This is a genomic window from Limnoglobus sp. (assembly GCF_059499385.1).
The window spans coordinates 73,867-87,136 of sequence record NZ_JCABYM010000081.1; the positions used below are offsets into that span (position 1 = coordinate 73,867).

General features: G+C 66.4%; 12 protein-coding genes. 7 read left to right on the forward strand and 5 right to left on the reverse strand.

Annotated elements, in window-relative coordinates:
* Position 1: 1 nt before the first annotated feature.
* From AC5JJ2_RS14760 to AC5JJ2_RS14775, 4 genes are all read right to left on the reverse strand, one after another.
* The gene (locus tag AC5JJ2_RS14760; protein WP_495858769.1) at positions 2-1,681 is read right to left on the reverse strand and encodes a hypothetical protein; all 1,680 of its coding nucleotides are present in this window, start codon (positions 1,679-1,681) and stop codon (positions 2-4) included.
* Between the two features lie 138 nt (positions 1,682-1,819).
* Entirely contained in the window at positions 1,820-3,283 is a 1,464-nt protein-coding gene (locus AC5JJ2_RS14765; RefSeq protein ID WP_495858770.1) for a hypothetical protein, read from the reverse strand.
* A 115-nt stretch (positions 3,284-3,398) separates the two neighbouring features.
* Positions 3,399-4,691 carry an ATP-dependent Clp protease ATP-binding subunit ClpX gene (gene clpX / locus AC5JJ2_RS14770; protein ID WP_495858771.1) on the reverse strand — a complete coding sequence of 431 codons (1,293 nt, stop codon included), beginning with the start codon at positions 4,689-4,691 and terminating at the stop codon, positions 3,399-3,401.
* Between the two features lie 193 nt (positions 4,692-4,884).
* Entirely contained in the window at positions 4,885-5,334 is a 450-nt protein-coding gene (locus AC5JJ2_RS14775; RefSeq protein ID WP_495858772.1) for an SHOCT domain-containing protein, read from the reverse strand.
* Between the two features lie 683 nt (positions 5,335-6,017).
* Here AC5JJ2_RS14775 and dnaG point away from each other — a divergent pair.
* From dnaG to AC5JJ2_RS14810, 7 genes are all read left to right on the forward strand, one after another.
* On the forward strand, positions 6,018-7,856 hold the full coding sequence (dnaG, locus tag AC5JJ2_RS14780) for a DNA primase (protein ID WP_495858773.1): 1,839 nt from the start codon (positions 6,018-6,020) through the stop codon (positions 7,854-7,856).
* 116 nt (positions 7,857-7,972) lie between these two features.
* Positions 7,973-9,643 (forward strand): RNA polymerase sigma factor RpoD, encoded by a 1,671-nt coding sequence (gene rpoD / locus AC5JJ2_RS14785; RefSeq protein WP_495858774.1) that lies wholly within the window; start codon positions 7,973-7,975, stop codon positions 9,641-9,643.
* Positions 9,644-9,991: 348 nt separating this feature from the next.
* Positions 9,992-10,699 (forward strand): zinc ribbon domain-containing protein, encoded by a 708-nt coding sequence (locus AC5JJ2_RS14790; RefSeq protein WP_495858775.1) that lies wholly within the window; start codon positions 9,992-9,994, stop codon positions 10,697-10,699.
* A 3-nt stretch (positions 10,700-10,702) separates the two neighbouring features.
* Positions 10,703-11,401 carry a DUF4058 family protein gene (locus AC5JJ2_RS14795; protein WP_495858776.1) on the forward strand — a complete coding sequence of 233 codons (699 nt, stop codon included), beginning with the start codon at positions 10,703-10,705 and terminating at the stop codon, positions 11,399-11,401.
* 4 nt (positions 11,402-11,405) lie between these two features.
* Positions 11,406-12,107 (forward strand): DUF4058 family protein, encoded by a 702-nt coding sequence (locus AC5JJ2_RS14800; protein ID WP_495858777.1) that lies wholly within the window; start codon positions 11,406-11,408, stop codon positions 12,105-12,107.
* 25 nt (positions 12,108-12,132) lie between these two features.
* Complete coding sequence (locus AC5JJ2_RS14805; protein WP_495858778.1) at positions 12,133-12,426, forward strand: hypothetical protein; 294 nt, start codon at positions 12,133-12,135, stop codon at positions 12,424-12,426.
* Positions 12,426-12,845, forward strand: coding sequence for a type II toxin-antitoxin system VapC family toxin (locus tag AC5JJ2_RS14810; RefSeq protein WP_495858779.1), 420 nt, complete (start codon positions 12,426-12,428; stop codon positions 12,843-12,845). The genes AC5JJ2_RS14805 and AC5JJ2_RS14810 overlap by 1 nt, the downstream gene beginning before the upstream one ends.
* A gap of 6 nt (positions 12,846-12,851) precedes the next feature.
* On the opposite strand, the gene AC5JJ2_RS14815 is transcribed toward AC5JJ2_RS14810, so the two are convergent.
* The gene (locus tag AC5JJ2_RS14815; RefSeq protein ID WP_495858780.1) at positions 12,852-13,205 is read right to left on the reverse strand and encodes a hypothetical protein; all 354 of its coding nucleotides are present in this window, start codon (positions 13,203-13,205) and stop codon (positions 12,852-12,854) included.
* Between the last annotated feature and the right edge of the window lie 65 nt (positions 13,206-13,270).

Here is a 13,270-nt window from a genome sequence, read left to right on the forward strand (position 1 = left end):
GTCATCGGACCAAGTTGTACAGGAACGGCGGCCTCGCCCAGTCCCACAGCCGCGACGGGTCGGCGTCGGCCGTCACCGGGTCGGAGTTCCACAGCCACGCGTCATAGTACAGGCACGGGGCGTGAATCGCGAACGAGAACAGCCCGACGGCCGCGAGGACGACCCACCCAGCGCGGCGAGAGAGGAGCCACGCGACCGGCCGCACGAGGAAGAGTGCGAGGATCGGGACGACTTCCGCAACCAGCCGCGAGCCGTAGCAGAGGCCGCCCCACCAGATCGGCCACGACGCGATGAGCAGCAGGTGAAGCCCGACCATGCCGACGGCGAACGCCGTCCAGCCGCGGGGTTGTGCGTCCCCTTCACGAGCCGCCGGAATCATTCGCAGGATCAGGAGCAACAGCCACGGCTGGTAGACGAGCAGCCCGCGGCCGGGGCTGACCAGCACGCCCCAGAGGTTCTCGCCGGGGAACCACCGCTCGGCTAAGACGGCCATCGACGGGCCGAACGGCGTGCGGTAGATCGACCAGTACAGCACGCCCCACGGCAGATACCACAGCGCCGCCAGCAGCGGGAGCAACAGCCCGCGCCGCCAATCGCGGGCCAGCACCCAGAGGCCGAACGGCACGAGGAACGTCACCGCGGACGGCCGACACGCGAGCATCCATCCGCACGCCAGCGATTGCGCGAGCAACCCCTTCCAACCCGGCCGGCCGTTCGCGCGGAACTCGACGAGCAGGGCGAGCAGCATCCAGAAGACGACGCCGCCTTGCTGCCACAGCAGCAGGCCGAGCGTTGAGGCAAAGACCGACCCCGCCGCCATCAGCCACGTCACGGCGAACGCGGCCGACGGCGGGCCGAAGTGCAACGCGATGAGGAAGAACATCCCGAGCGAGCACCCGGCCGTGATTGCCGCCGTCAGTTTCTCGATGCTCAGGTGTAACTCGTCGTCCATCAGGTCGTGGCCCGTCGCCCCGGCGAGGGCGACGACCGGGCACGCGAACGCTTCCATCCCGGCCGGGTACGCGGAGTAGCGGCCGGCGCGACAGGGAACCTCGCGGATGAAGTAGGCGTGTCCTGGGCCGTAGGCGTCCCACCGCCGGAAGCACGACGGCGGCTCGAAGCGCGACAGTTCGCGGTCGCCGTGCTGGTAGAGCTGCACCACCGTCGGCACGACCGGCAGCGTGTCGCCGGTCCAAACCTCATGCGTCGTCTTCGCGTAGAAGAAGCTCGCCGGGAGCGCCACGCCGAACAGCGCGACGAGAATGCCGACCCTGTCCGTCGGCCGCGCCCGGAGGCGGATGCTGATTTCAGAGAGGCGAGCGATGAGCGAAGTCGGCAGCGAGAGTAGCACCGTTAGCCCGAGGCCGGTGACGAGCGAGAACCGACCGACGCGGTGCGCCACCAGACCGGACGTATAGTTTCGGAACAAGTACGCGACGACGAACGTGAGCAGCAGCACCGCCGCGCGGCGGGTCGCCGTCTTTCGGTCTAGAAGTTGCGCGGCGGACGTGAGAATCGTGAGGCCGAGCAGCACGGCCGGTCCCGTCGTGCGGACGCGGCCCCAGATGGTCGCGTAGACCATCCCGACGGCAGCGAGAAACAGCGCCCACTCGACGGCGGACTTCACCGACAACCGGCGATGGTTCGCGATTTTCGGCGCGGAAACGGAAAGGCCAACCATCGTCACCCTCGGATCGGGGTGACGAGGATACCACCGCGGGAGAAATGGCGTCAACGCGAGCGGGAACAGTAGAACCCGGAGCGGTAGCGACGGGGTGTTGCGGAACACCCCGTCGCTACCGCTCCGGGTTCCACGAGATTACGCGATCAGCATCGACGATTCGGACTGCTGGAGGATTTGCTTCGCCACCGCGTTCGGGTGGTAGCCGGCCGGCAGTCGGACCAGCCGCTTCGCGTGGGCGGCGCACAGCCGCTGGACTTCGGGGAAGTCGAGCGTCGCCCACCGCACGGCGAACAGCACGAGCGACACGTCCGGCCGCGCGATGTTCGCCTCCGCGTCCGGGCCGCACACCCACCGGAGTTCCGCCAGTTCCAGCGCCCGCTCGAGTTGCAGCTTCTCCGCCGGGCGGACGTGGCCGCCGATCAGCACGACCTTCGCGCCGCGCAACCGGGCGGCCGTCGCGGGCACGTCGGGGGAGTAAATCCGCGTCCCCTCCGGCACGATCAACTGGCCGGCCAGGAACTTGTCCACTTCGCTCAGTACGGCCGCCGCCTTCACGGGGACCATCACGTCCTCGGGGATGCCGTCCAGCACCGGTAGCAGCCCGTCCCGCAGCTCCGGGCTGTTCGCCGGGATGCCGGTGCTCACCGCCTCGTCGAGCAGTTCCATCACCCGCGGCCACTCGTCGTACCGCTCCGGGCCGTCCGCCGCCGCCTTCTTCAGCTTGAACTTCAGGTTCGCGAGCACCTTCTTCGCGCCGCTCGTTTGCTTCTTGAGCGCGCCGAGCGGTTCGGCCGCCGCCGCGATCCGCTTCCGCAGGTCCGGCCACGTCCGCGGATCGACCCGGTCCTCCCGCCGCAGGTAGCGGTGGATGTACGTGTTCCGGGCCGTCGCCAGCTCGCGGACCGTCACGTAGAGCTGAATCTGGTCCGCGTCCGGCCGCGGGTTGCCGGTGTCGATCACGGCGGAGAAGAGCAGCGACTGCGCCTCGGCCGCGAGGTTGAGCGCGAGCAGCATCTGGTCCGGCTCGACCTTCGCCGCGGGGTCGGTGGCGAGTTGCAGCAACTCGGCCGCGTCGGCGGCCGTGACGTACCCGCCGACGAGGTCCTCCCAAACGACCGACGACCGCGACAGCGCGGACATGTCTAGCATCCAGAGCGTACACTTCGGCAACTTCTCCGCGTGCGACCGCACCTCCGCGACGGCCGACAGGTACTGCCCTTCGTCCATCAGATTGGCGTACTTCTTGCTCACCAGCCGGGCCGCCTCCCCCTTCGTCCGGCAGCGGGCGGCGATGATCGCCGGCTCCTGCGGCATCCAGCCGAGCGAGTCGCCGGACTCGTGCTCCTCCGCCCGCCGGACGGCGTGCGCGATCACGGTACTCGGCGACGGGTGGTGGATGTTGACGGGGATCGGCGGGGCCGCGGGCCGCGGCGGGGGCGGGTCCGGGGCCGGAACGTCCGGCCGGGGCACGGCTTCGGACCAACCGGCCAGGGCGCGGCCGAGCGTCGCGACCTCGTGCCGCAGTTTCGGATCAGTTTGCACCAGCTGCTGGACGCGATCCAACAACGGGGCGAGTGCCGACAGCAAGTCACCGGACATGAGGTAGTCACTGTTGAGTGGGCTTGACGCAATCCTATAGAGTGTAAAGATCATGTAAAACAAAAAAAATCCGGCGGGTCATCCCGCCGGATTCGACCTGTTCCTCAAAATCGGACTACGCGCTCTTCTTACCCGGTTTCCGCTCGAACAGCCGCCGCGTTCCGCGGACCACGTCGGCGCTGACGACGTGCGTGCCCTTGTGTTCCAGGTCGGGCAGTTCGTACATCACGTCCACCATCAGGTCCTCGACGATCGCCCGCAACCCGCGTGCCCCGGTGTCGCGGGCCTTCGCCAGCCGCGCGATCTCCCGCAGCGCGCCGTTCTCGAACTCGATGTTCGCCCCTTCCATCTCGAATAGCTTCTGGTACTGCCGCACGAGCGCGTTCTTCGGCTCGGTCAGAATCTTGATGAGCGCGTCCTCGTCGAGCGGGTCGAGCGGGGCGAGGACCGGCAGCCGGCCGACGAACTCCGGGATCATGCCGAACTCGATCAGGTCGTCCGCGATCACCTGGTTCAGCAGCTCGGCCTCCGTACTCTCCCGCCGGTCGGCGCTCGCGCCGAACCCGATCGTCTTGCGGCCGATCCGCTTGCTGATGATGTCCGTCAGCCCGACGAACGTGCCGCCGCAGATGAACAGGATGTTCGACGTGTCGATCTGGATGTACTGCTGCTCCGGGTGCTTCCGTCCGCCCTGCGGCGGGACGTTCGACACCGTCCCTTCGAGCATCTTCAGGAGCGCTTGTTGCACGCCCTCGCCGGACACGTCGCGGGTGATGCTGACGTTCTGGCTCGTCTTCGCGATCTTGTCGATCTCGTCGATGTACACGATGCCCCGCTGCGCCGCCTCCACGTCGAAGTCGGCCGCGTGGAGCAACTTCAGGAGCAGGTTCTCCACGTCCTCGCCGACGTACCCGGCCTCGGTCAGCGTCGTCGCGTCGCCGATGGCGAACGGCACGTCGAGCACCTTCGCGAGTGTGCGGGCCATGAGCGTCTTGCCGCTGCCGGTCGGCCCGACGAACAGGATGTTGCTCTTCTCGATCTCCACGTCGCTCCGCCCGCCGTCGGCGTGGGCCAACCGCTTGTAGTGGTTGTGGACGGCGACCGAGAGGACCTTCTTCGCCCGGCCCTGGCCGATGACGTACTGGTCGAGCTTCTCCTTGAGCGCCCGCGGGCTGGGGGTGCCGACCGCGGCGACCTTGCCGCCGCCCCGCCGCTTCTTCTCCTGCTCGATGATCGACTGGCAGAGTTCGATGCACTCGCCGCAGATGTACACGTCGCCGGGGCCTTCGACGAGCGGCCCCACGTCGCGGTGGCTGCGGCGGCAGAAGGAGCAATACGCGTTACGGTTTCGCCCGGTGGCGGTGGTCGGGCGGCGGGTGCCACCGTCCCCGGAGTTGCGGTCTGCCATCGACGCCTCGGAAGGGAGGGAATGATTGCCGGTTGTGTCGCCCGGCCGGTCGTGCCGGGCGTGGCTGAACTATATCTCGCCGCTAATTGTTACGGGACATCGGTTGTGCCAGATTGTCCCGCACTTCCGCCCGCGACCCGGCGGGTCTGCCGATTGTACACCCCTTGCGGCGTCGGGAGACCGAGTAAATTTTTCAACCCGGCGATTCGGACTGCGGCGGCGTCCCGTTCTGGCCGACATCCGGGTCCGGCTTCGGCTTCACGGCCGGCAACGGCTTGATGCCGAGGCTCCCTTTCATCTTCGCCGCCATCTTGTTGCGGACCCGCTCGTACTCCTCGTCCGAGAGTTCGCCGTTCTCGTACATCTCGCGGAACGACGTGAGGGTCATCGCCGGGTTCTCGCAGTCCTCGACGCGCCGCCGCGCCCACACCTTGAAGAAGGCAAAGATCACGCCGATCACGATGAGCGCGACCGCGAAGATGATCCCGGTGACGAACAGGTCCTGGCGGGCCTTCGCCTTGTCGAGCGGCGGCTTCGGCGGCGGGGCCGGTTGTTGTTGGACGACCTCGGCCATGGGGTCGGCCGGGGCGGGCGGGTCGCCCATCGGCATCGGGGCCGGGGCGGGTTGAGCGTTGGGGTCCATGCGATTCTCGGCAGAAGGGCGAGCCGGATAACTCCAACTTAGGCGGTCGGCGGGTTGGAGTGAAGAATGGCCCGCAGATGACGCGGACTTCGACGCGGATAAAAACCGGATAAGAAGAAATCCAATCCTGGTTTTGATCCTCTTCATCTGCGCCGAAGTCTGCGTCATCTGCGGGCCATCGTACTTCAACAAAATCCCCTGCCGCTTCCCTTCCGCCGCTACCGACCGTCCGGCTTTGTGAAACCTGATGATCCGAACATTCGCGCCGCTCGCACGGAGCTTCCTCGCCGCTTTCGCACCGATTCGCCCGCCGCCCCCCGACGCGAACGCCGGTCGTGGGGTAGACTTCGGCGACGTAATCCGATTCGGCCGGGCGTGCCCAACTTGACGGCGGGCCGGGGCCGTTTATAATTCCGGGCAGCATCAACGGATTGATGCCGTTGCGATTACGTCCGACGTTCCCTCCCCGTAACCCGAGCGGCCCGCACGACCTCCCAACGTGGCTCACCGACGGCCCGTTTGCCGACTTCCACCCGGCACCCGTCACACGAAATGAGCCAGCAGGTCTTGCCGACCCCTCCGAACGGCGGACGACCGCGACCCCTACTTGCCCACGGGCTTCGTTCCTCCCGACCCACACCGCCGCGAAGACGAAGCCGTCGGGTAGACGATCAGGTGCATCCGTGCCGCGCGACTTGGTGGAACTCAAGAATCAGGTCAAGGCCGCCAGTGACATCCTCGATGTCATTTCGGGCTATTTGCCGATCACGCAGGTCGGCAAGACGCACAAGTGCGTCTGCCCGTTCCACAACGACACCCGGCCGTCGCTGCAGATCGACCGCAAGTGGCAGAACTTCCACTGCTGGGCGTGCGGCGCGAAGGGGGACGTGTTCACGTTCGTGGAGAAGTACGACAAGGTCGGGTTCCTCGAAGCGATGAAAATTCTGGCGCACCGGGCCGGCATACCGCTCGACGACCCAAGCGCGTCGCCGCAGGACACGCACAAGCTGCACCTCTTCGGCGTCATGAAGTGGGCGCAGGAGAAGTACCAGCAGCACCTCCTCGAATCGGCCGAATCGCAGGCGGCGCGGAAGTACCTCGGCGAGCGGCACCTCGCCGGGCCGAGCGTGCGGCAGTTCGGCCTCGGGTTCGCCCCGCTCGACGGCGAGTGGCTGGTGAAGCAGGCCGCGACGGACAGGGTTTCGACCGAACTGCTCGTCGAAGTCGGCCTGATCGCGGCGCGGGACGAGGGCCGCGGGTTCTACGACCGGTTCCGCGACCGCGTGATGTTCCCGATCCGGGATGTGCAGGGCCGGACGGTCGGGTTCGGCGGCCGGATCATGCCGGACTCGCCGTATGCGGTCCGCGGGCCGAAGTATTACAACACGCCGGAAACGCTCCTCTTCAAGAAGCAGGAACAACTCTACGGCATCGACCTCGCCCGGCACGCGGGGAGCGCCGCCGGGTTCCTCGCCGTCGTCGAGGGCTACACGGACGTGATGATGGCCCACCAGTGCGGCGTCGCGAACGTCGTCGCCACGATGGGGACCGCGCTCAACGCCCGGCACGTGGCGCAGTTGATCCGCCATGTGAAGAAGATCGTCCTCGTCTTCGACGCCGACGACGGCGGCAACACGGGGGTGGACCGCGCCCTCGAAATCTTCGTCAGCCAGGACGTGGAACTCGCCGTCGCCGCGCTGCCGCCGGGCCTCGACCCGGCCGACCTGCTCGCGCAGCCGGACGGCGTGCAGGTCTTCCGCGACGCCCTCGCGTCCGCCGTGGACGCCCTCGACTTCAAGTTGAACCAGCTCTTCGCCAAGTCGGAGAACGAGAGCATCGACGGCACGCGGCGGATGCTCGACGTGATCCTCGGCATCATCGCCCTCGCCCCGCCGGTCCCCAGCCAGGCGGCGCAACTCAAGCAGGAACTGATCCTCACGCGGTTGGCCCAGCGATTGGGTCTGGAACTGCGATCCGTCCGCGGGCGGCTAAAGGAGCTGCAAATCGACCGCCGGCGGCGGGAACAGCGGGAAGCGGCCCGGCCGCAAGAATTGCCCCTGAAGCCGGACGCGGCGCGTGTTATAAATCCACCAGCGAAATCTGGCGCGCCGCCGGTCCTCGAACGGCAGTTGCTCCAGATTCTGCTCGCCGAGCCGGACCTGGTCCGCGAGGCGAAGGCGGGCGTGCCGTCTGATAGCATCACGCACACCGGGCTGAAGCGGATGCTCGTCGAGTTGTACGCCCTGCTCGACCGCTCGTTGTCGCCGGAGCTGGACAACCTGCGGGTGCAGCTGATCGACCGCCCGGACCTCGCGGCCGTGGCGATGGACTTGCAAGAGGTCGGGCGTAGTATTTCCGACCGGCCGTTGTACTTTAAGAAAGTCGTCGAGGGCTTCGCGAAGCAGACGGTCGAAGCCGAGAAGCGGTCGTTGAAAGAGCAGTTGGGCGGGGTCGGCACGGATGACGCCGCCGCCCTCGACCTCCTCCGCCGGCTCCAGGGCCGGTCGAAGGGGATCGACTGACGCAGAAGGCCGGCGACGGATCGCCGGCGTGCGGCCACCTTCGGCCGCATTCGCCTCGTTACCGTTCCGACCGCCGCGTCCCCCACGCGGCGGCCCACAGGCACGGGAGATTTCGGATGACGGACGTTAAGACCGACGACCAGGTCCTCAAGGCCCTCATTGAAAAGGGCAAGCAGAGCGGGTCGCTCACCTTCGACGAGGTGAACCAGGCCCTCCCCGAGGGCACGTCCGAGTCCGGGCGGCTCGAAGACATCCTCGAGCAGCTCGAACAGAACGGCATCAACGTCATCGACCCGGAAGAGGCGGACGAGCCCGCCAACGGCGTCGCCGAGGAGGCCATCCTCGCGGAAGACGAGGCCCTCTTCTCCGACAACGAGGGGGACGGCCGGCACATCGACGACCCGGTGCGGATGTACCTGACGCAGATGGGCGAAATCCCGCTGCTCGACCGCCGGCTGGAAATCTCGCTCGCGCAGAAGATCGAGGTCACCCGCCGCCGGTTCCGCCGCAAGGTGCTGGAGTGCGACTACGCCCTCCGCAACGTGTTCGAGACGCTCAAGCGGGTCCAGACCGGCGACCTGCCGTTCGACCGCACGATCAAGGTTTCGCAGACCGAGAACCTGGAGAAGGACAAAATCCTCCAGCGGATGCCGCACAACCTGCGGACGCTCGAGCCGCTGATGGAAGTCAACGTGGACGACTTCAACCGGCTGACCGACGAGCGGACGGAGGAGGCGGCCAAGGAAGAAATCCGCGAGCGGCTGAAGTCCCGCCGCCGGAAGACGGTCACGCTCGTCGAGGAGCTGTCGATCCGCACGCAGAAGGTCCAGCCGCTGATGAAGAAGCTGGAACAGATCAGCGAGCGGATGGACGAGTTGGAGCAGAACATCATCGAACTCCGCGGCAACCGCGCCGCGAAGGAAGAACGCGCGAATCTCGAAAAAGAACTTCAAGACCTGATGCTCATCACGCTGGAGGAGCCGTCCACGCTCCGCCGCCGGGTGCAGATCATGAAGCAGCGGTTCGCCGAGTACGAGCTCGCCAAGCGGGAACTGTCCGGCGGCAACCTGCGCCTGGTGGTCAGCATCGCGAAGAAGTACCGCAACCGCGGCCTGAGCTTCCTCGACCTGATCCAGGAGGGGAACACGGGTCTCATGCGGGCGGTGGACAAGTACGAGTACCGCCGCGGGTTCAAGTTCAGCACCTACGCGACGTGGTGGATTCGGCAGGCGATCACCCGCGCCATCGCCGACCAGGCGCGGACGATCCGCATCCCGGTCCACATGATCGAGACGATGTCCAAGCTGCGGAACGTCTCGAAGCAGCTGCTCCAGGAGATGGGCCGCGAGCCGACGATCGAGGAGACGGCGAAGGCGGCCGGGATCAGCTACGAGGAGACGAAGCGGGTGCTGAAGATCAGCCGCCACCCGATCAGCCTGGACCGGCCGGTCGGCGAGAGCGAGGACAGCTACTTCGGCGACTTCATCGAGGACCACACGATCGACTCGCCGGTGAACGCGGCCACGAACGAGATGCTGAAGGACAAGATCGAGGCCGTGCTGAAGACGCTGACGTACCGCGAACGCGAAATCATCAAGTTACGGTACGGCCTGGGCGACGGGTACACGTACACGCTGGAGGAGGTCGGCCGCATCTTCAAGGTGACGCGGGAGCGGGTCCGGCAGATCGAGGCGAAGGCCGTCCGCAAGCTCCAACACCCGGTCCGCAGCCGCCAGCTCGAGGGCTTCCTCGACGCGTGGGCCGTGCTCAACAACGTGAAGAAGTAGGCCGATCTTCTCGCGATATTTCCCAATGTTTGTTCCGGGGCCGACGCAACAAGTCGGCCCCGGTCTTTACCCCGAAGGGGTTACACATGTCAGCCCAGGGCAAGGAGCGAAGCGACGCCGCCCTGGGTGGGCCGCACCCGACAACGACAAGCCCTGAAAGGGCGAAACAGGTGGGACTGTTTCGCCCTTTCAGGGCTTGCCCGTTGGTGTCGCCCAACCCAGGGCGTTGCCCTGGGCTGACATGTTGCAGCCCTTCGGGCTAAAGACCACCACCACGACCCACCCCTTGCGGGTGGGTCGTTCGTTTTCGCACCGCGTAGAATCACAGAAATCGTCCGGGAGCCGTCCATGTCCACCGCCGTGCCGCCGATCCTCCGCGAATGCCACCGCCTTCGCAAGCACCTCCGCGAGCTGAAGGAGGAGATCGACCGCGGCCCCCGCGTGCTAAAGGCCCAACAAACCCGCCTCGCCGCCGAGGAGCAGGAACACAAGGCGTCCTACGACACGATCAAGAAGCTCAAGCTGAAGCAAAAGGAAGACGAGGGCGCACTCAAGCAGGTGGAGCAGCAGCTCGACAAGCTCGGCACGAAGGCGATGACGGTGACGACGATGAAGGAGATGGAGGCCGTCAAGCACGAAACGGAGATGGCGACCGCGAAGAAGGGCGAACTGGAAGACGCGATCCTGAGTGCGATGACGGAGATCGAGGAGCGGACGGCGAACATCCCCGCCGTGGAAGCGAAGTGGAAGCAGGCTCAGGCCGACTTCGCCCAGTACCAGGTGGACGCGAAGGAGCGGCTGGAGCGGATGATCGAGGACCAGAAGCTGTCGGAGGCGGACTTGGCGAAGCGGGAGGCGGAGCTGCCGCCGGACGTGAAGGACCAGTACGCCCGCCTCATCAAGAGTTACGGCCCGGAGGGGCTGGCCGGGGTGAAGAACGGGGCGTGCCAGCAGTGCCGCTCGATGATCGGCGAGACGCGGGTGTTCGACCTGGAGGCCGGAAAGTTCGTCTGCTGCGCCGTCTGTAACCGCGGCCTGTACCTCGCGCGGGAGTGACCCATGCCGCTGTTGAACCACTTCGTCCCGCCGCTGTCGCAGACCCGCCCGTGGGAGGGGTTCCACAGCGCGTGGGCGACGATGCTCGCCCAGCAACTCAACCGCATCCTGCCGGACGGCTACGTCGCCATCCCGCAAGCCTCCCGCGGCCCGCTGGTGGAGATCGACGTGGCCGCGCTCGCCACGGCCGCGGGCGGGGCGTCGGCGTGGTCGCCGGGCGAACCGGCGTGGAGCGGGGCGGTCAACCTGCCGGACCGCGACCTGTTCGAGGTCCGGGTGACGCTGACCGGCGACATTCCGCGGCTGGTCGGGGCGATCGAACTCGTCAGCCCGGCGAACAAGGACCGCCCCGCCGCCCGGCAGGCGTTCGCCGGGAAGTGCGCCGGCTACCTCCGCACCCAGGTCGGCCTCGTCGTGGTGGACGTGGTGACGACCCGCCGCCACGACCTGCACCGCGAGCTGTTGGAACTGCTGGAACTCGACGCCCCGCTGGAAGCCTGGGGCATGCCCGACCCGGCCCTGTACGCCGTCTCGTACCGGACGGTCGTGGCCGAGCAACCGCGGCTGGACCTGTGGCCGCACCGCCTCGACCTCGGGGCGGCGTTGCCGACGCTCCCGTTCTGGCTGTCGCGGGACTTCGCCGTGCCGGTCGATCTGGAGGCGAGTTACGCGGCGACGTGCGACCTGTTGCGGATGAGGTGAACCGATGCCGCTCCTCGACCACTTCCACCCGCCGCTGAGCACGACCCGCCACTGGGAGGCGTTCCACGCGCAGTGGGCCGCGGCCATCGCCTCAGCGTTGAACGAGTCGCTGCCCGAGAACTATTTCGCGGAAGCCCAGGTCCACGCCGGGCCGCAGGTCGAGATCGACGTGGCGACGTTTGAAGCAACCTCGCCCGCCGCCGGGGTGGTGACGCTGCCGCGGACGCAGCCGGCCCTGGCCGCCCCGGACCTCGTGCTGCCCGCCGAGTTCCCGCCGACGTTCGGCGTCCACGTCTTCGAGACTTCCGGCGGCCCGTCGCTTGTCGCGGCCCTCGAACTCGTCTCGCCGGGCAACAAGGACCGGGACGAAACCCGCCGGGCGTTCGCGGCCAAATGCACGAGCTACCTGCAAGCCGGGTGCGGGCTGATCGTCGTTGACGTAGTGACGGACCGCCTGAGCCGCCCGCTGGACGAGTTATTGCGGCAGTTCTACCCGGCCGTCCCGCGGCCGACGACCGGCCCGCTCACGGCCGTCTCGTACCGCCCGCTCCGCGCGGACGGCGGCGACGCCATCGAGCTACGGATTCGCACGCTCGCGGTCGCCGGCGAGCTGCCGGAGCTGCCACTGGCGTTGCGGGCGGACGAATGGGTGAGCGTCGATCTGGAGGCGACGTACCAGCAAGCCCGCGGGCAATCGCGGCTATAATGAGGTGATTCGGAGGAGACACATCATGGAAATTCCCGTACTGGTCGAACCGCGCGACTCGGGTTTCGTGGCGAGTACGCAGACGCCCGTTCCCCTCTCGGCGACCGGCACGACGGAGGACGCCGCCGTGGACGCGCTGCGGTCGCTCATCGCCGAGAAGCTGAAGGCCGGGGGCAAGCTCCGCACGATCAAGTTCATGGACGTGGAAGGGATCATCGCCGCGGGGAACGCGCTGGCCAGCAACCCGTTCCACGCCGAGTGGCTGAAGGGTGTTGAAGAGTACCGCCGGGAACACAACACCGTCCCGGACGCGGACTGATGGCCCTTTTCCTTCTCGACACCACCACCCTCACGCACGTCCAGTACAACCATCCCGTCGTGACGGCCAACATCGCGGCCCACGCCAGCGACACCATCGGGGTATCATCGGTCAACGTCGAGGAAGTGAGGGGGGGTTGGCTTGCCGCCCTTCGGCAAGCCCGCACGCCGCACGCGGAAGCCCAGGCTTCTCGCCACTTGGTGGATTCCGTTGTGTTCCTTGCCAAGTACAGCATGTTCTCCACGACGGACGTTGCGATCATCCGGTATCAGCAGTTGGTGAAGATGAAGTTCAACGTGGGCCGGAACGACCTCCGACTCGCGGCGTTGGCGCTGGAATTCGGCGCGACAGTGGTGACGAACAACGCCCGCGACTTCGGCCGCGTGCCGGGGCTGTCGTGGGTGGACTGGACTAAGTAAACGGACCTATTCCTGGCTGGACGTGTCATCATTTGTTGTTGCGAACCCATCACGAGCTTTAAGCAACCACTGAGCGAGTTCTCGTTCAGTCTGTATTTGCTTCTGAAACATTTCCTGTTGATGTTTCTTCAACAATGGATATTCATCCCAAGCTGGATTCGCTATGAACTTTTCAGTCGGCGGGCTATTCAAAGTAGAAGTCCCGTTGGCGACATCGTTCAAGACACTCCAGAATCGGGAGTAATTCTCTTCCGTAAAGTCCTTGTCTAAGCCTTCAGAAACGACTTTGAGTGCGAACATGAAGGCTTGTTGCTGTTTCATTGCTAGTTCGGCTTGCTTTTTGGTCGCATCGTGAAGCATAAAACGGCTCACAAAGAAGTGAAGTAGCGAACGAAAAGCTCATCCACGAGAAAGAAACACAATGT